This is a genomic window from Frigoribacterium sp. CFBP 8751 (assembly GCF_014841545.1).
GTDB lineage: Bacteria > Actinomycetota > Actinomycetes > Actinomycetales > Microbacteriaceae > Frigoribacterium.
Genome location: NZ_JACYUB010000001.1, coordinates 297,782 through 314,226 on the forward strand (window position 1 = coordinate 297,782; position 16,445 = coordinate 314,226).

16 protein-coding genes are annotated in these 16,445 nt (G+C 68.0%); 9 read left to right on the forward strand and 7 right to left on the reverse strand.

All coding sequences use genetic code 11. The features are described from left to right. Positions 1-38 precede the first annotated feature (38 nt). From IFT88_RS01500 to IFT88_RS01510, 3 genes are all read left to right on the forward strand, one after another. Positions 39-3,683: a DUF4365 domain-containing protein gene (locus tag IFT88_RS01500; protein WP_192118502.1), complete on the forward strand. Its 3,645-nt coding sequence runs from the start codon at positions 39-41 to the stop codon at positions 3,681-3,683. Between the two features lie 700 nt (positions 3,684-4,383). Further along, on the forward strand, positions 4,384-5,883 hold the full coding sequence (locus IFT88_RS01505; RefSeq protein ID WP_192118504.1) for an ABC transporter permease: 1,500 nt from the start codon (positions 4,384-4,386) through the stop codon (positions 5,881-5,883). A gap of 83 nt (positions 5,884-5,966) precedes the next feature. Then, entirely contained in the window at positions 5,967-6,647 is a 681-nt protein-coding gene (locus IFT88_RS01510) for an ABC transporter ATP-binding protein (RefSeq protein ID WP_192118506.1), read from the forward strand. Between the two features lie 148 nt (positions 6,648-6,795). On the opposite strand, the gene IFT88_RS01515 is transcribed toward IFT88_RS01510, so the two are convergent. Next, positions 6,796-6,981: a hypothetical protein gene (locus IFT88_RS01515; protein WP_192118508.1), complete on the reverse strand. Its 186-nt coding sequence runs from the start codon at positions 6,979-6,981 to the stop codon at positions 6,796-6,798. Positions 6,982-7,233: 252 nt separating this feature from the next. On the opposite strand from IFT88_RS01515, the gene IFT88_RS01520 reads away from it, so the two are divergent. From IFT88_RS01520 to IFT88_RS01535, 4 genes are all read left to right on the forward strand, one after another. Beyond that, positions 7,234-8,121, forward strand: a complete 888-nt coding sequence (locus IFT88_RS01520) for a helix-turn-helix transcriptional regulator (RefSeq protein ID WP_192118510.1) — start codon at positions 7,234-7,236, stop codon at positions 8,119-8,121. A 77-nt stretch (positions 8,122-8,198) separates the two neighbouring features. Then, entirely contained in the window at positions 8,199-9,410 is a 1,212-nt protein-coding gene (locus IFT88_RS01525) for an MFS transporter (RefSeq protein ID WP_192118512.1), read from the forward strand. Between the two features lie 149 nt (positions 9,411-9,559). Beyond that, complete coding sequence (locus tag IFT88_RS01530) at positions 9,560-10,324, forward strand: hypothetical protein (RefSeq protein ID WP_157489809.1); 765 nt, start codon at positions 9,560-9,562, stop codon at positions 10,322-10,324. Positions 10,325-10,357: 33 nt separating this feature from the next. After that, entirely contained in the window at positions 10,358-10,579 is a 222-nt protein-coding gene (locus IFT88_RS01535; RefSeq protein ID WP_192118514.1) for a PLDc N-terminal domain-containing protein, read from the forward strand. Positions 10,580-10,770: 191 nt separating this feature from the next. On the opposite strand, the gene IFT88_RS01540 is transcribed toward IFT88_RS01535, so the two are convergent. The 4 genes from IFT88_RS01540 to IFT88_RS01555 form a co-directional block, all read right to left on the reverse strand. Next, complete coding sequence (locus IFT88_RS01540; protein ID WP_192118516.1) at positions 10,771-11,142, reverse strand: DUF2255 family protein; 372 nt, start codon at positions 11,140-11,142, stop codon at positions 10,771-10,773. Positions 11,143-11,250: 108 nt separating this feature from the next. Further along, positions 11,251-12,285 carry a zinc-binding dehydrogenase gene (locus IFT88_RS01545; RefSeq protein WP_123571421.1) on the reverse strand — a complete coding sequence of 345 codons (1,035 nt, stop codon included), beginning with the start codon at positions 12,283-12,285 and terminating at the stop codon, positions 11,251-11,253. Between the two features lie 138 nt (positions 12,286-12,423). Then, a complete protein-coding gene (locus IFT88_RS01550; RefSeq protein ID WP_056228196.1) occupies positions 12,424-12,762 on the reverse strand; it encodes a MoaF-related domain-containing protein in 339 nt (112 codons plus the stop codon). A 62-nt stretch (positions 12,763-12,824) separates the two neighbouring features. Continuing rightward, complete coding sequence (locus IFT88_RS01555) at positions 12,825-13,772, reverse strand: quinone oxidoreductase family protein (RefSeq protein WP_192118518.1); 948 nt, start codon at positions 13,770-13,772, stop codon at positions 12,825-12,827. Between the two features lie 164 nt (positions 13,773-13,936). Between IFT88_RS01555 and IFT88_RS01560 the strand changes: the two genes are divergently transcribed. After that, positions 13,937-14,782, forward strand: coding sequence for a helix-turn-helix transcriptional regulator (locus IFT88_RS01560; protein WP_192118520.1), 846 nt, complete (start codon positions 13,937-13,939; stop codon positions 14,780-14,782). A gap of 137 nt (positions 14,783-14,919) precedes the next feature. On the opposite strand, the gene IFT88_RS01565 is transcribed toward IFT88_RS01560, so the two are convergent. After that, positions 14,920-15,264: a DUF2200 domain-containing protein gene (locus IFT88_RS01565; RefSeq protein WP_192118522.1), complete on the reverse strand. Its 345-nt coding sequence runs from the start codon at positions 15,262-15,264 to the stop codon at positions 14,920-14,922. 134 nt (positions 15,265-15,398) lie between these two features. On the opposite strand from IFT88_RS01565, the gene IFT88_RS01570 reads away from it, so the two are divergent. Then, positions 15,399-15,917, forward strand: coding sequence for a MaoC/PaaZ C-terminal domain-containing protein (locus IFT88_RS01570; protein WP_192118524.1), 519 nt, complete (start codon positions 15,399-15,401; stop codon positions 15,915-15,917). A gap of 88 nt (positions 15,918-16,005) precedes the next feature. Here the strand turns inward: IFT88_RS01570 and IFT88_RS01575 are convergent, their stop codons facing one another. Then, on the reverse strand, positions 16,006-16,395 hold the full coding sequence (locus IFT88_RS01575; RefSeq protein WP_192118526.1) for a MerR family transcriptional regulator: 390 nt from the start codon (positions 16,393-16,395) through the stop codon (positions 16,006-16,008). Positions 16,396-16,445: the final 50 nt, after the last annotated feature.

Sequence of the window (16,445 nt, forward strand, 5' to 3'; positions counted from 1 at the left end):
TCCTGAAAGCGGGCCACTTAGTGAGCGATACGGGCATCTTGGCCCAGCAGGGCGTCAATATCGTCGAGCAGCTCGTTTTGGGCGAGGGAGCAATTTTCCGACCTCAAGTTCTCCACGACCACGGTATCGATGGACACATTGAGATCAAGGTAAACGGTCGTGCTTCCGGTCGTCTCGTCGGAGTGCAGGTGAAGGCTGGCCGGAGCTACTTCAAGAATCGAGGGCGAGGCGGCTGGAGTCACCCGGTCAAGAAGCGACATCGAGATTACTGGGCACTCTATTCGCTGCCTGTAGTCGTCGTCCTTGTCGACGTCGAGACTCGTGTGGCGTACGTTCAAGAGGCGAGTCCGTCTCTGATGGTGCCATCCGGAAACTCGTACAAGCTTTACGTGCCCGCAGCCCAGTCTCTTTCCTCATTTTGGCCTGACTTGGTGACGCTGGCCCTCACTGAGCCATCCGCGACCGTTTTCGCCCAGCAGGTCGCGGCGCTCCCGCCACGTGTTGCTGACAACATCATCGACCTTGCCAATGAGGATCTCCGAACGGCGAACCGCCTCGGATCTTTGCTGATTGGGGAAAGTGCCAGTCCAGAGGTAGTCCTCGACGGAATTTGCTCTGATCCGCCGTACTGGTTGGGAGGGGGCGCCTGGAGTGTCGTCGCCTGCTTTGCTGAACAGCATGGTCTCCGTGAGCAAGCCGCCGACCTGTATTCCTCGCTCGCTACGAGAAGCAGTGGAGCACCTCGGGACGTTGCCGCACTCGCCGCCGCAACGCTGCTCAAGGAAGAATCCCCGATGAAGGCTCAAGCACTGCTTCGGCTGATGAGCCCAACCGCCCTGGCGGGGGCGTGGCCCCACCTTCTACAACGCATTGTGAATCGGGAGGGTGCTACCGAAGTCCTTGTAGGTGAAAACGAATTGTCTTCGGAGTCTGCACGGCAGGATTTGCACATTCAAGAGCTACTGGCCAAACAGGCGGTGGGGCTTGGCCATGAAGACGCGGTTGCGGCCTCGCAGCGTCTTCTTGATCTCGATGAACGTGACAGCGGGGCAATGCTTCTCCTTGCCCAAAGCCTCCTTCTCAGGTCCAGGGGTCAGGACCGGCGTTCGGCGGATCTGGTCTTAGCGGAAACCACCCTGGAGGCTGCCGTTGACCAGCGCCGCCGATGGAGGGGGAACACAAAGGGCTTTCTCGAGCTGCTCGGTCAGGTGAAAGGCATGCTTGGTCACCACGCCGCGATACTGGAGTGGTGTGCGGCGGCGCCCCTGGGGAAGGCCACTCGCGAAGAGGCCGGCCGTCACGAAGTCGCCCGAATGTCGCTGGCGGCCGCGATCAGCATGGGTAGCAGGGACCTATGCGACTCGATCCTGGCAAGCGTCGAAGATCTCGAAGCCCGGCAGCGACTAGAGGTCATGTTTGACATCGCAACCCCTCTGTCGGACGGGCCAGTCGCGTACTGGACCAGACAGCTCGACGAGGCCGTGGACGCAGATGACTTGCCCCTTGCGCTCCAGGCGTTGCAGAGCCTTGCCTGGGAGGGCGTCGATGACAGCGACAAGATGAAGGCCCTGTCTGATCACGAGTCTCAGGGTGCAGTCTTGGATCTGGTGCGGGCCCAGGCCTTAGCCATGTCCGGAAGTGTGGGCGGGTTGACCAGCCTGCGTCGTTTGTCCGCAACCAGCCTTGACGCCGTACATGTGTTGCTTGTGGCCCTCTTGAGGCAGGAGCGGTTCAGAGATGCCATAGATGCAGCTCGCTCTGGGGCCGATCGCTTTTCTACGCCTGAGTTCGCGACATACGAGGTTGACGCTCTGCGAAAGCTTGGTCAGCGGGCAGAGATGGAGAGGGTCGCCCTGCACGCTCTCGCCGCACCAGAACTCGCCGACGACGGTCGCCAGCACATGCTCCGCACTCTGGGGGAACTGGCAAATGACGAGCGGCGGTGGGAAGCTTCCGAACGTTTCTTCGCCGATCTGTGCGCCCTGGGCACTTCGCCCCGCCCGAGCGACGTCTGGTCGTGGGCTGCCGCTCAAGTGAATGTGGGGCGTCCTCGGGGAGCTTGGAAGCGAATCCACGACTTCGATCTGCAACCTACATCTGAATTTCAGGCCCGCATCTGGATCACGGCAGCCTCAGCATCCCCTTGGGCCCTAAACGACTGGACAACGTCAATTCATTTAGCGGAAACGTACGCCGAGTCCGACCTGGGGCCCGTGCTCACGCTCCACGCACTCGACAGGCACAGCGTTTTTGCCGACTCTTTTGTCGAAGTCGAAGGCGTATCAAGTGGTCCGGGATGGCTTGAGCGCTTGCAGCGCCTTGTCGCTCTCTTCGCGTCTGAGGACGAGCATGCGGTGCTTCGCATTGTCACCGGAGACATTGACGCACTCGTCGAGTTGCTGAAGAAGACTTTGGCCAGCCGCGCTGAGACGGTCCGATCACTTCTCGTAGCGATGCGCGGAAGCATGCCTGTGGGGAGCCTCGCATCCCTGACGAGAAAGCCGTACAGTCTGGTTTGCCTTGAACGACCCCTTGGGTACATCCGGGTGGCATCTAGCGACGATGAATTGCATGCCCTGGAGGTGGACGCAGCGGCTCGGGCCCTTGAATCAGAAGTTCTGGCCGACGCCTCCGCGGTTCTCTTCGCGGAAGCGGCCGGAAGGCGGGAGGAGCTTGCGTCTGAGTTCACATCGGTGCGTGTAACCCCAGGAACTTCGCGCGATCTGCTTGAGGGGTCGGCCGAGTATGACCGGATGGCACGATCATCCGGCTCTATGGGCTGGGATGCAGCAGAGGTTCGTCCAACCATGTCGGAGATGGACCAAGCCCAGGCGAAGGAGTACTCGCGCAAAGCGGCAACCCTAAGAGAGCTTCACGATCATGTAGCCGTTGAGCGCAGGCCTCTGCCAGTCGACATTTTTGGCGACGACGACGACGACGATGACTGGGACGGCCATGAGCGCAGGTCGCTCGCTCACGACTCCTGGATCGAGTCAGTCGCATACGCTCATGGCCACGATCTTCCCTTGTGGTCTGACGATGAAGCACAGCGCGCGTTCGCGCGCAGCGCCGGCGTTCAGACTTTCGGCTCCAACGCGCTTCTTGAGGCAGTCGCTATTCGCGACGTGCTCAGTGATCCGGCGGCCCTGCCGGAACGGGCGATTGAGCTGCAAGCTGCCCAGATGCACCTCGTCTCGATTGGAGCCGTCGGCACCCCCGTCCCGGACCAGGATCTCGAGATGCTGGCCCGCAAGAACGGTTGGACGATGGAGCTTTCCTACGTCGTTGCTCGACCTGACTGGTGGCTTGGCGCTGTTGACGCTCTTCAGAGCATTCGATGGATCTTCACCCAAGTGCTGCGAGACGACGCCGAGGCGCTGGGGACGTGGGAGGCAAGTGCATGCGAAGGTGCGGCCTATGTAAAATTTGGATCGTCCTCGGGTGGCGCCGAGAGCATTGCCATCGTCATGCTTCTGAGCTGGAGTCTTGATAGTCGGGAATCAAGAGGACTGAGCCTGATCCGCCTCGGCCGCAGGGCGGCACAAGCTTTCGAGCTGCCTGACCCACTCGCCCAACTAGGCGAAGCGGCTCGTGTTTTGAACGAGTTGGAGCGTGGAGTCGTGTCCGTCGACCAAGTCGACCTTCTGGCCCGGCTCGGTCGTGGGGAAGGCTATGCGGGCTGAAGCGCTTCGATTTCTATCTCATCCGCAACTAGTTCTCCGGTGCCTAAAGGGCCGAGAACTACTGCGGGCGAATGCGATTGCGTTCGACCATTGTCAGTCCATAAGGAGCAGCCTTCGGGTTTGAACTCGTCGCGCGGCAGCGTCAGTTAGTTGATGAACGAGACCCGACATGCACATCAGCCAGCTTCGCGATGTGCCAAAGACATGGCTTGCGATGTGCCTTGTCCTAATGCCTGTGGGCTCGAGGCTAGATAGGTACTGGCGCTCGAGGCTGTAGCTAACTAGCCGCCACAGAAAACCCCTGCTGAAGCAGGGGTTTTCGCTTTTCCCACGTGCCTCTTGGTGAACGTATCGTTCATTCTGCGTCAAGCAGCCCTTCACGAGACGCATCGCGGAGTGTCAGGCGGTGCGGGCTTTCAGTCGGGAATGCGCGCCGACACTTCCGCACTCGAGCCCGTGCCTCTGCGGGAGGACGAGTCGCGAGCAGCCCGCCAGGAAAGCGCCCCGAGCCCCTTGATGAAAGGGGCTCGGGGGCTCTCTTCGTCACTGCCCGGGCGCGGCTCCGCCGACGTCCTCACCTCGGACTCGTTCGAGCAGGTCGGTCCCACGAGCCATAGGAAGCGCATGGGTGGGTCATGGGGTCCTGAGGGTGTCGCTTCCTAGCGTGTTCCTCGTCCTGATCCCCGCACCGAGGAGAACCGTGTTCCTGACCTACCTGCTCAGAGAGCTGAGCAACAGACGCAAACAGACCGTGATCGTCGCAGCGGGGCTGGCCCTGGCCATCGCCCTCGTGATCGTCGTGAGCGGGGTGGCGGCCGGCGTGAGGAACGCCCAGTCCTCCGTCCTCGAGTCGGTCTACGGCGTCGGAACCGACGTCACCATCACCCAGACCGCCGAGCCGGGCACCGACGGGCCCGGCCAGCGGTTCGCCTTCGGCTCCGGTGACGGCACCGCCACCGACGACGGCAGCACCGACGTCGCCCAGAGCACCCTCTCCGCCGCGCGCGGCACCGCCACCTTCGACTCGTCGGCCCTGACCACCGTCGAGGGCGTGGACGGCGTCTCCGCCGCGACCGCGACCCTGAGCCTGCAGAACTCCAGCTTCTCGGGCACACTGCCCGACTTCTCCCAGGGCGGCGCAGGAGGCGCGGGTGCCGACGGTGCGACCGGTGACGGCACCGATGCGGGCGCGCAGGCCGCGTCTCCCACCGGCGGGGCCGACGGCGCGGGCGGCAGCGCGTTCGACGTCGACCAGTTCTCGGTCACCGGCCTCGACCCCGCCACGGACGCGGTCGGACCGCTCAGCAGCGCCTCGCTCGTCGACGGCCGCGGCTTCACCGCCGCCGACGCGGGGACCGACGTCGTCGTGCTCGACCAGACGTACGCCACGAGCGCCGAGCTCGCCGTCGGCGACACGCTCGCAATCGGCGGCACCGACTTCACGGTCGTCGGGATCGTGGCGTCCACGTCGTCGGACGCCGCCACCGCCTCCGACACGTACGTGCCCCTCGACACCGCTCAGGCGCTCAGCGGGCTGACGGACCAGATCAGCAACGTCTACGTCACGGCGTCGAGCGCCAGCGGCGTCGACGCCCTCAAGACCGATCTGCAGGCGGCACTGCCGGACGCCACCGTGAACACCCAGGCCGACCTCGCGTCGAGCGTGTCGGGTTCGCTGTCCACTGCGTCCGACCTGATCGGGAAGCTCGGGACGTGGCTCTCGGTGGTCGTCCTCGCGGCGGCGTTCCTCATCGCGATCCTCTTCACCGTCTCGGGAGTGAGCCGCCGGACGCGTGAGTTCGGGACGCTCAAGGCCATCGGCTGGAGCAACTCCCGCATCACCCGCCAGGTGGCGGGCGAGTCGCTCGTCACGGGTCTGCTCGGCGGCGTCGTCGGCGTCGCGGTCGGCCTGATCGGAGTGCTCGTCGTGAACATCGTGGCGCCGACGTTGTCCGCGGCAGCCACGACCGACGCGGCAGGCCCCGGCGCCGGCGGCCCTGGCGCCGCTGCGGGCGGAGGCGGCTTCGGGCAGCAGGTCGCCCAGGCGACCACCGACGTCGCTCTGAACGTTCCCGTCACCGTCCCGGTCGTGCTGCTCGCCGTCGGCCTCGCCGTCGTCGGCGGTCTGCTCGCCGGGGCCGTCGGCGGATGGCGCGCCTCCCGCCTGTGTCCCGCCGAGGCCCTGAGGAGCGTCGCGTGACCGAGTCCCGCCCGACCTCGACCTCTCTCCCGGCTCCGGCCGGAACGACCCGACCGATCACCGCCTCTGGAGGCACCGGCCCCATGTACACGCTCACCGCCGTCACGAAGACCTACCAGCAGAAGAAGCGCACCGTGAAAGCCCTCGACGGGATCGATCTCGTGATCCCCGCAGGGCAGATGGTCGCGATCCAGGGACCGACCGGCGGTGGCAAGTCCACCCTGCTCCAGATGCTTGGCGCGCTCGACCGGCCCACGAGCGGCACGGTCCGACTCGGTGACTCCGAGCTCTCGGCGGCGGGCGACCACGCCCTGGCGGCGGCACGGGCACGCGAGATCGGTTTCGTGTTCCAGGGCTTCAACCTGATCCCCACCCTGACGGCCGCCGAGAACGTCGAGACGGCCTTCGCAGACGGGACGACGCCCCGGGCGGAGCGCCGGGACAAGGCCAAGGCGGCACTGGCGTCCGTGGGTCTCGCCGAACGAGCCGACCACCTGCCGAGCGAACTCTCCGGAGGGCAGCAGCAGCGCGTCGCCATCGCCCGGGCGCTCGTCAAGGAACCGAGCGTGTTGCTCGCGGACGAGCCCACGGGTTCTCTCGACGAGGCCACCCGCGACGAGATCATGGACCTGCTCGAGGGCGTCTGGCGTGATCGAGGGCTCACCCTCGTCATCGTCACGCACGACTCGGCCGTGGCCCGTCGGGCACAACGTCGTCTCCGCATCGCGGGCGGCGAACTCGCTGAGCTGGGTCCGACTGCCTGACCTGGCACGCCGTGGCCGGCGCTGGGCCCGGACGCGCCTCCCGTCGATCGTCCTCGCCTGCTGGCGAGGGCGGTCGTCGGCGTCGGGCGATCGACTGGTCGAGTCGGGGAGCCACCTGGGTGCGGGTGCCTTCGTGGCCGGAGCAGAGCTAGTCGTCGGCCCGATCCCGCATGACGCGTCTGCCAATCGTGAACACGAGCAGACCGACGGCGGCCGCCGCCCCCCACCTGACGAGCAGAGGCGCGTCGGTGGCGATGTCCAGGCCGACGTTCACGCCGAGTCCCAGCAGAACCGACGTCAAGAGGATGGCGCGCTCGCGTGCTCTGTGGCTCATGGCCTCACGGTAACGGTCCAGGTGGCCACCCCCGGGAGGCATCCCGAGGCCAGAGCGCCTCACCTGTCAGGAGCGGCGGCAGGGCCGCGATCGGGCAACTCGTGACGCAGAGGATCTCGTCCGCCCACTACCGCGACCTCCGCGTCCTGACTCGACCACGCCCACCTCTCCACGCCGTGCCCCCCCCCCCCCCCCGAACCTGGCCCCGACAGGGCCTGGTTGCTCCGAACCGCCGACCGTAGGGTCGGAGCCATGGACAACCGAGCCGAGGTCCGCGACTTCCTCGCCACCCGCCGCGCACGCCTCTCGCCCGAACAGGCCGGCGTCGTCAGCGCGGGCGGCCAGCGACGCGTCCCCGGGCTCCGCCGCGACGAAGTCGCCCGCCTCGCCGGCGTCAGCGTCGACTACTACACACGACTCGAACGCGGCAACCTCGGCGGCGTCTCCGACAGCGTCCTCGACGCCATCGCCCGCGCCCTCGGCCTGGACCAGGCCGAGACCGACCACCTCTACGACCTCGCCCGCGCCTCCGTCCCCTCCCGCCGCAAGCCCACGGTCACCAGCGAACAGAAGATCGCCCAGTCCCCGGTGCAACACATGCTCGACGCCATGACCGGCGCCGTCGCGATGGTCACCAACACCCGCATGGACCTCGTCGCCGCCAACGCCCTCGGCTTCGCCCTCTACTCCGACATGTACCGCAGCACCCTGCGCCCCGCCAACCACTCGCGCTACATCTTCCTCGACCCCGGCGCCCACGACTTCTACCCCGACTGGGAGCGCGCAGCCGCCGTCAACGTCGCCATCCTGCGACGCGACGCCGGACGCAACCCGCACGACGCCGGCATCGCCGCCCTCGTCGGCGAGCTGTCCATCCGCAGCGACGAGTTCCGCGCCCGCTGGGCCGCCCACGACGTCCGCCGCCACTACACCGGCGCCAAGGAGTTCCGGCACCCATCCGTCGGCCTGCTCGAGCTGGACTTCCAGGTGATGGAACTCCAGGACACCCCCGGGCACTCGCTCACCGTCTACACGGCCGCCCCGGGCTCCGCGTCCGACGAGGGGCTGCGCCTCCTCGCCTCGTGGGCGGCGACCGAGAACGTCGTCGAACGCGCCCGGTCCGCCGACCCCGTCACCTGACCCGCGCCTCCTTCTTCCTCCCGCACCACTGGGCCCACCCCCAGGAGGCGCATCCCCGCGCCCGAAAGGACCTCACCATGTCGACAGCCCCCGTCCCCACCCACGTGCCCCGCGCCTCCGTCGCCGAAGGGCCCGTCGAACGGCTGCCGGTGTTCTCGCTCGTCGTCCTGGCGACGATGGGGTTCATCCTCGTCGCGATGGAGACGATGCCGGCGGGCCTGCTGCCCGTCATCGCGAACGGTCTCGACACGAGCGAGGGGGCCGTGGGACTGCTGATCAGCGCCTACGCACTCGGCACCGTGGTCGCGACCGTGCCGGCCATCACGCTCACCCGGGGGATGCGTCGCAAGCCGCTCCTCCTGATCGCGATCACGGGCCTGGTCGTCGCGAACACGGTGACGGCGCTCTCGCCCGTCATCGCCCTCGCCCTCGTGTCGCGGTTCGTGGCCGGCGCGTTCTCGGGCGTCATCTGGGGCATGCTCGCGGCCTACGGTCGGCGGATCAGCCCGCCCGACCGTGCCGGCCTGTCGCTCGCGATCGTCTCGGCGGGTGCGCCCGTCGGCTTCGCGTTCGGGACGCCGCTGGGCTCGTGGCTCGGGACGGCCTTCGACTGGCGGTGGTCGTTCGGTGGGCTGACCCTGCTCGGGGTCGTCGTCTTCACGCTCGTGGCGAGCATCGTCCCCGACGCGGCACCGGCACCGGCGGGGGCACGGCTGTCGCTCGGGCGGGTGTTCCGCATCCCGGGGATCGCCGTCATCCTCGCCGTCATCGCCGCGTGGATGCTCGCCCACAACACGATCTACACCTACGTCTCGCCGTACCTGCGGGCCGGTGGGTCGGGGCTGGGCGTCGACGTCACGCTGCTGATCTACGGCATCGCCTCCATCGGCGGGATCGTCGTCACCGGGGCGCTGCTCGACCGGCACCCGCGGGCGCTGCTGCACGGCAGCGTCGCGCTGTTCGTCGTCGCGGGTGTGATCCTGCTCGTCGGGCACGCCTCGGTGCCGGCGGTGGTCGTCGCCGCGGTGCTGTGGGGCGTCACGTTCGGCGGGGCCTCGGCCCAGCTGCAAGCGGCGCTCACCACGGCAGGTGGCGACAACGCCGACGTCGCGAACGCCTTCCTGCCGGTGGCGTTCAACGTCGCGATCTTCTTCGCCGGGATCGTCGGGGCCGCCCTGCTGACCGTGGCGGACGGGCTGGTGCTGCCGGTACTGATGATCGGGTTCGGGGTCGTGGCGTTCGCGCTGACGGTGCACGGGCGGCGCTCCGCGTTCCCTGGGGCGCTCTGACCGGTTCGGCACTGGGCATCATCGATGCTCACCTCCTCAACGGCAAGGGGAAGAAAGTGCAGCAGATGCAACATCTCGAGGGGGGTTGAAAAAAAAGCAGACCCCTTTGTATGTTTGGGGCTTCAACGCACAGTTCAAGGGGGAATTGCATGAAGAAGCAGATGGTAGGCCTCAGTGTTGCGGCAGCAGTTTGCGTTTTGGGGACCACGTTGATGGGAGCGCCGGCGATCGCCGCCCCGGCGGGTGTGAGCCAGGTCGAACTCGAGAAGACGAAGTCGTCTCTCGCAGCTTCCGACATCGCTCCGGCGCAGCAGGCCGAGTTGTTGCAGAAAGTCACAGACGGCGAGCTGTGGGACGCCGCGTCTGGCAAGGCTGCGGTGTCGTCGACCACGAAGCAGCAGGGCGACTACAAGGTGACGAAGGACGTCTACGCAGACGGTTCCTACACCGAGATGGGCATTGAGCAGGGGCGCCAAGCTAGTCCCGCCGAACTGCAGGCCATGATCGCTCAGGCGAAGCCGTTCTTGGACGGAACCGCCAAGAGCAATGTCGTGCTGCCACCCAAGACGGGTGGAGTCTCCACTCAAGCCCAGGGCGTCAGCAACTGTGTCTTCGGTAACAATGGAGGCGTTCGCTACGCGCAGAGCTGCCACGTCTACTACCACGGTGTCACGTGGAGTAACAGTTTCAACGCGAATTACCAGATCACCCCGACGTCGTCCAAGTCGCAGCTCATCGCGAATTCCAACAAGGTCGTCACCGTGCTGGCCGTCTCGAATGAGATCGCGTTCTCACGAAACAACGGCCGCGACATCCGTCACCAGTTCAACCTGTCTGCCGGGGGATGGGGCAACACCCCGTTCTGGCTCGACCTGCGGACGACCACCGGTGGGGCATCCGTCGCCCGCGCCTAAAATAGAACGTAAGTTAGGAAGAAGGAGAACTTCATGTTCGGACTCGCACCACTCGACCTTTTCTGGTCCGTAGTCCTCTTGGCTGGCTTGGTTCTCCTCGTCAGTGCCATCGTCTCCATCGTTCGCGACAAGGCGATGTCGGCACAGATGATGACCATCTGGCTCATCGTGGTCGTCGTGGCCCCCGTTGTCGGGCCACTGGTGTGGTTCGCCCTTCGGAGTTCGCTTCACAAGAATGCGGCGAGGACCAGCTAACCCGCAGATGCGACCGGGGAGACCGCCATCCGTGCCCGGATGGCGGTCTCTCCTGTCTGCGGCACGGCATGCGACGCGACGCCCTGCTCTGTTGAACGGGCGCGCGTCGTGCCGACGTGACCACCGACGACGGCGAAGGGGCTCCGCAGATCGTGCGGAGCCCCTTCGTCGAACCGGTGTCGTAGCGACGCTCAGCGCGGACTGATCTTCACCGTCGCCGCGACGGTCTTCGCGGTGAGCATGGGAGGCAGGTACGGGCTGCCGTGGTACTTCGCCTCGTACGCGGCGTCGACCAGGTCGTCGGCGACACCCGCAGCGGCCTCGAAGGTGACGTCGTGTTCGTCGCCCGCGGCGCGGATGCGTCCTGCGCCCTGCTTCATCGAGGCTCGGTACCACCGGGACGAGGTCCCGTTGTAGGCGCGGACGAAGAGCGCGTCGTCGACGACCACGGACCAGATCCAGGTGGGGGTGCCGTGGGTGACGCCGTCGTCCCGCAGAGGAGAGACGTGCAAGTCGTCGGTGCCGCCGATGGCGGCCAGGGTGCCTGGGTCGAAGGTGGGCATCGTGAGACTCCTTCTGAGTTCGAGGGGAGGGGGGCGGGGGAGGTGCGGGACCGGTCGTCCGCGGGGAGGAGGAGGCGCCCGCTCGCTGGACAGGCACCTCCCCGGTCGTCACGGGCGGATGAGCACCTTGAGTGCCTCGCGGGAGTCCATCAGGCGGTAGCCCTCGGCGATCTCCGACAGGGGCAGCTCGCGGTCGAACACCCGGCCCGGGTCGATGGTGCCGTCGAGCACCTGCGGGATGGCGGCCTCGAGGTAGGCGCGCACCGTGGCAGGGCCACCGGTCAGGGTCGCGTTCTTGCCGAACAGCGAGGTGAAGCCGACCGGCGCCTCCTCGTATTGGGGCACGCCGACGCGGCTGATGGTGCCGCCGGGGCGCACGATGCCGTAGGCCTGCTCGTAGGCGGGCATGTGACCGACGGCCTCGAGGACGACGTGCGAGCCCTCGCCGCCGGTGATCTCCATGACCTTCGCGACGCCCTCGTCACCGCGTTCGGCGACGACGTGGGTGGCGCCGAACTCGCGGCCGAGGTCGGTGCGGGCGGTGTGGCGGCCCATCAGGATGATCGTCTCGGCACCGAGCTGCTTCGAGGCGAGGACGGCCGAGAGACCGACGGCGCCGTCGCCGATCACGGTGACCGTCTTGCCCGGGCCGACCTGCCCCTGCACCGCGGCGTGGTAGCCCGTGAGGTAGACGTCGGACAGGGTCAACAGGCTCGGCATGAGTGCCTCGTCCGTGCCGGCAGGGACCTTGACGGCGGTACCGTCGGCCTCGGGGACGATGAGCTTCTCGGCCTGGGTCGCCGAGGGCGCACCGTCGAAGAAGCCGCCGTGCACGCACGAGGTGGTGATGCCGTCACGGCAGAACGGGCAGGTGCCGTCCGACCAGGCGAAGGGCACGATGACGGTGTCACCGACGGAGAGGGTGCGGACGTCGTCACCGATCTCTTCGACGACGCCGATGGCCTCGTGGCCCATGCGGCGGCCCTCGGGGGTGTCGCCGAGGTCGTGGTACGGGTGCAGGTCCGAGCCGCAGACGCAGGCGTAGGTGACACGGATCAGGGCCTCGGTGGGCTTCTGGACGACGGGGTCGGGGACGTCTTCGACGCGGACGTCGCCGGCGCCGTACATGACTGTTGCCTTCATGGTGTTCCTCTCAGGGGTGTCGAGTCGGGGTCGACGGTAGGCGGGGCGCCACGAGGCAGGGAGGCCCGCTCAGGGCCTCCCTGCCTCGGCACCCGTGGTCGGCGGAGGCATCGGAACCGGTGCCGGGGCCGGCCGGGGTCAGCGGACGCGGGTCCAGGTGCCGTGCAGCTGGACGAACTCGCCACCGATGACGGAGCTCGCCATGCAGGCGCCGTTCGTGTAGTCCTCGATGTGGGTGACGTGGTCGCCCGAGTCGGGCTCGGTCCAGCGGACGACGTGCAGACCGTCGCGGACCTTCGTGGTGGTGTACTCCATCGTCTCGTGACGGCCCTCGATGGCACCGCCCGTGACCAGGAACGAGACCTGGGTCTCGGTGTCGAAGGTGATCTCGACGGTGAAGTGGCCGAGGGGCGTGTCGGGGCCGAGGTCGGCGAGCCAGGTCTGTCCGACGCTGGGGAGGGGTGCGGCGATGTCCATGGGATGTCCTTCTTTGGTGCTGGTGGTGGTGCTGGTGGGTCGGGGAGTGGGGATCGGTTGGGTCAGAACTCGAGGATCAGACGGCCGCGGAGGCCGCCCTGCTCGAGCCGGGAGTGGGCGGTCGAGGCGTCGGCCGCGGGGAGCGTGCCGGCGACACGGGTCGCGATCTCACCTCGGTCGGCCAGCTGCGCGAGTGCGCTGATGACGTCGTGGCGACGGTGGGACCGCATCACGTACGACGAGAAGACCTGGACGTCGCGACCGGGTGTGCTGTCGGTGGGGAGGTAGAACGCCGCCTGTCCTCCGTCGCGGACGGCACCGAAGACGGATTCGCCGACGATCGCCGGGTCGGCGAGGGTGTCGGCGCCACGGCCCCCGGTCAGGGCCAGGACTCCGGCGGCGAAGTCCTCGCCGCGGTCGATGACGTGGGTCGCCCCGAAGCCCCGGACGAGTTCCGCTTCCGCCTCGGATGCCGAGGCGATGACGGTGATGCCTCGGCGGACGGCGAGCTCGACGAGGTAGCCGCCCACGGCTCCGGTGGCACCGGTCACGGCGAGGGTCGCTCCGGGGTCGAGAGCGAGGTGCTCGAGCGTGATCTCGGCGGTCAGGGCGTTGGAGAGGAACGACGCACCCTCGACGAACGTGAGGTCGCCGGGCAGCCGGGTGACCGATTCCGCCGGGAGGACGACGTGTTCGCTGTAGCCACCGTGGCTGCCCTCGGGGACCACGAACCCGATGACCGCGTCACCGAGCTGCAAGCCCTCGTCGGTGGCGAGGTCGTCGCCGAGCTCGTCGACGACGCCGGTGACGTCCGTTCCGGGGACGACCGGTTCGACGACGGCGCCGTCGTTGCCGGCGAAGCCGCCGGAGCGGATGATCGTGTCGACCGGGTTCACGGCCGCGGCGCGGACGCGGATGCGGACCTCTCCGGGCCCTGCGTGGGGCTCGGGGACGTCCACGGGGTGGAGGACGCTCGGTCCTCCGAATGCGGTGAGGCCGATGGCCTTCATGGTGTCCTCCTGTCGCCACCGAAAGGGGATCTTCCGGTGTCGTGAGATCACGTTGCCACTCGCATCCGGCGCTCCACAGGGGAAGGAAAATGACCCCCCAGCTCGTCGCTCGCGGCAGGACCGACGCTCCCGCCGTCACTCCGGAGGTCTGGCAGGATCGGCGCATGGCAGCGGAACCGAAATGGCGAGAGCTCGGCGACTTCCTCCGTGCCCGGCGAGCGGAGCTGCAGCCCCACGACCTCGGTCTGACGGACGACGAGCACCCCCGACGCGTCCCCGGACTGCGCCGCGAGGAGGTCGCCCGGGCCGCCTCCATCAGCACGGATTACTACACGCGTCTCGAGCAGGGACGACTCCCGGCGTCGGCGCCCGTGCTCGACGATCTCGCTCGGGTCCTCCGACTCGGCCCGGATGAGCGGGCTTACCTGGCCGGACTGGCCGGGAAGGTCCTGCCCGACGACGCGCCTCCTGTGTCGGTGGGCGTCGCCCCCTTCGTCCTGAGGATGATCGAGGACCTCGGCGCCACGCCCGTCTTCGTCATGGGCCCCCGGACCGAGGTCGTCGCGTGGAACACCATGGCGGCGTCCCTCATCACCGACTTCTCGGCGGTCCCCGAGGGCGAGCGGTACTTCATCCGCCTGTTGTTCACCGACCCCGCCCTCCGCACCCTGTACTCGGACTGGCTCGGGGTGGTCGACCTCGCCCTCGCGCAGCTGCGGATGGACAGCGCTCGGGACCCGGAGGACCCGCGGCTCCAGGCCCTGATCGCCGAGCTCGTCGCCCTCGGCACCGAGTTCGCGGGGCTCTGGACGGCGCACGAGGTGGCGACGCGCGGCACGGGCACCAAGGTGTTGCGGCATCCCGTCGTGGGGGAGCTGACGCTCGACTGGGGAGCCCTCGATGCCGGAGGCGGCCACACGGCCATCGTCTGGACGGCGGAACCCGGGTCGCCCTCGCAGGAGGGGCTGCGGCGTCTCGCCGACCTCGGAGCCGCCGCACGACGCTCATGATCAGCGGTGAGCTTCGCCCGAGCGGTCGACCCGCACCGCGCCTCCTCGGCGTTCAGACCCCAAGAAGTCGCCGAGACCCCTGCTCGCGAGTGCGGGTCTCGGCGACTTCCTGGGGTCTCGGCGTCACCGCCGACGCCTCACTGCTCCCGCAGCACCTTCGCCATCGGGCGGCCGCGCGCGACCTCGTCCACGAGCTTGTCGAGGCGGCGGATGTTCGCGGTCAGCTCGTCGTCGAGGGCCTCGATGCGGACGCCGCAGATGACGCCCGTCACGAGCGAGGCCCGGGGGTTGAGGTCGGCGGCCGCGAAGAAGTCGCGGAACGTGGTGCCGTCGGCGACGTGCTGGTCGATCTCGCCCTGGTCGTAACCGGTCAGCCAGGTCACAACCCGGTCGACCTCGGCCTTCGTGTGGCCCTTCCGCTCGACCTTGGCCACGTACAGGGGGTAGACCCTGGCGAACGGCATGTCGTCCAAGCGGCTCATGCCGGAATCGTACGCGGGCCGGTCGACCGGCACCGCGCCTCCTCGGCTCAGACCCCAGGAAGTCGCCGAGACCCCTGCTCGCGCGTGGGGGTCTCGGCGACTTCCTGGGGTCTCGGCCGACCTAGGGTGAAGGCGTGCCCTACGAACCGGACGCGACCGCAGCGGCGGCCGACGACACCTCGCCCTTCGCGCATCGGCTCGCCGATCGATTCCTCGACGACTACGTGCCCGGCCTCACGCTGGAGCACGGCTCGTACCGCGTCACGGCGGACGAGATCGTCGACTTCGGCCGCCGGTTCGATCCGCACGACATGCACGTCGACGCCGAACGGGCCGAGGCGACGCCCCTCGGCGGACTCGTGGCCAGCGGCTGGCACACCACCGCCGTGATGATGCGCCTGATGGTGGAGTCCTACCTCAACCAGGCCGCCAGCGTCGCGTCGCCCGGCGTCGACGAGCTGCGGTGGTCGGCTCCCGTCCACCCCGACGACGTGCTCCGCGCCCGGTTCACCGTCGTCGACGCCCGCCCGTCGGTGTCGCGTCCCGACCGGGGAGTGGTCCGCACCCGCATCGAACTCCTCGACCAGCACGACCGGGCCGTGATGACGCAGGTCATGACGAACCTGATCCTGGCCCGCCCCGCCGCCGGCTGACCCCGCCTGCGACCAGCTGACCCCGCCCTGCCACCGGCCGACCCCGGCCTGCGACCAGCTGACCCCGGCACGGCCGCGAGGGCCCGGGTCACCCGGCCCGGGTCTCCGGACGCTCGACGCCGGCGTCCTCGAGGGCGCCGAGGTAGCTCGTGAGCGCGTCGCGGTTGTGGGTGAGGAAGTCGATCTTCTCGGTCATCCGGTCGCGCTCGGTCTCGAGCAGTTCGACGAGCCCCGGTTCGGCGTTCTCGACGACGATCGTCTGCGGCTGGCCGAGGCAGGGCAGGATGTCCGTCACGATCCGGGTGGGGATGCCCGCGTCGATCAGGCCGCGGATCTTGCCCACGCGGTCGACGAGGTACTCGTCGTAGTCGCGGTAGCCGTTCGCCAGCCGGGTCGGGGTGATCAGGCCCTGCTCCTCGTAGTAGCGGAGCATCCGCGACGGGACGCCCGTCCTCGTCGACAGCTCACCGATGCGCATGCGTCCTCCTCCGACTTGACCTTCACACTAGTGGCAACGTTCACACTGGA

Coding starts and splice junctions, on each gene's coding strand:
- IFT88_RS01530 (WP_157489809.1), top strand. CDS start 9,560: ATGAAGAAGCAGATGGTAGGCCTCAGTGTTGCGGCAGCAGTTTGCGTT.
- IFT88_RS01520 (WP_192118510.1), top strand. CDS start 7,234: ATGGACAACCGAGCCGAGGTCCGCGACTTCCTCGCCACCCGCCGCGCA.
- IFT88_RS01540 (WP_192118516.1), bottom strand. CDS start 11,142: ATGCCCACCTTCGACCCAGGCACCCTGGCCGCCATCGGCGGCACCGAC.
- IFT88_RS01515 (WP_192118508.1), bottom strand. CDS start 6,981: ATGAGCCACAGAGCACGCGAGCGCGCCATCCTCTTGACGTCGGTTCTG.
- IFT88_RS01560 (WP_192118520.1), top strand. CDS start 13,937: ATGGCAGCGGAACCGAAATGGCGAGAGCTCGGCGACTTCCTCCGTGCC.
- IFT88_RS01545 (WP_123571421.1), bottom strand. CDS start 12,285: ATGAAGGCAACAGTCATGTACGGCGCCGGCGACGTCCGCGTCGAAGAC.
- IFT88_RS01575 (WP_192118526.1), bottom strand. CDS start 16,395: ATGCGCATCGGTGAGCTGTCGACGAGGACGGGCGTCCCGTCGCGGATG.
- IFT88_RS01555 (WP_192118518.1), bottom strand. CDS start 13,772: ATGAAGGCCATCGGCCTCACCGCATTCGGAGGACCGAGCGTCCTCCAC.
- IFT88_RS01510 (WP_192118506.1), top strand. CDS start 5,967: ATGTACACGCTCACCGCCGTCACGAAGACCTACCAGCAGAAGAAGCGC.
- IFT88_RS01550 (WP_056228196.1), bottom strand. CDS start 12,762: ATGGACATCGCCGCACCCCTCCCCAGCGTCGGACAGACCTGGCTCGCC.
- IFT88_RS01535 (WP_192118514.1), top strand. CDS start 10,358: ATGTTCGGACTCGCACCACTCGACCTTTTCTGGTCCGTAGTCCTCTTG.
- IFT88_RS01565 (WP_192118522.1), bottom strand. CDS start 15,264: ATGAGCCGCTTGGACGACATGCCGTTCGCCAGGGTCTACCCCCTGTAC.
- IFT88_RS01525 (WP_192118512.1), top strand. CDS start 8,199: ATGTCGACAGCCCCCGTCCCCACCCACGTGCCCCGCGCCTCCGTCGCC.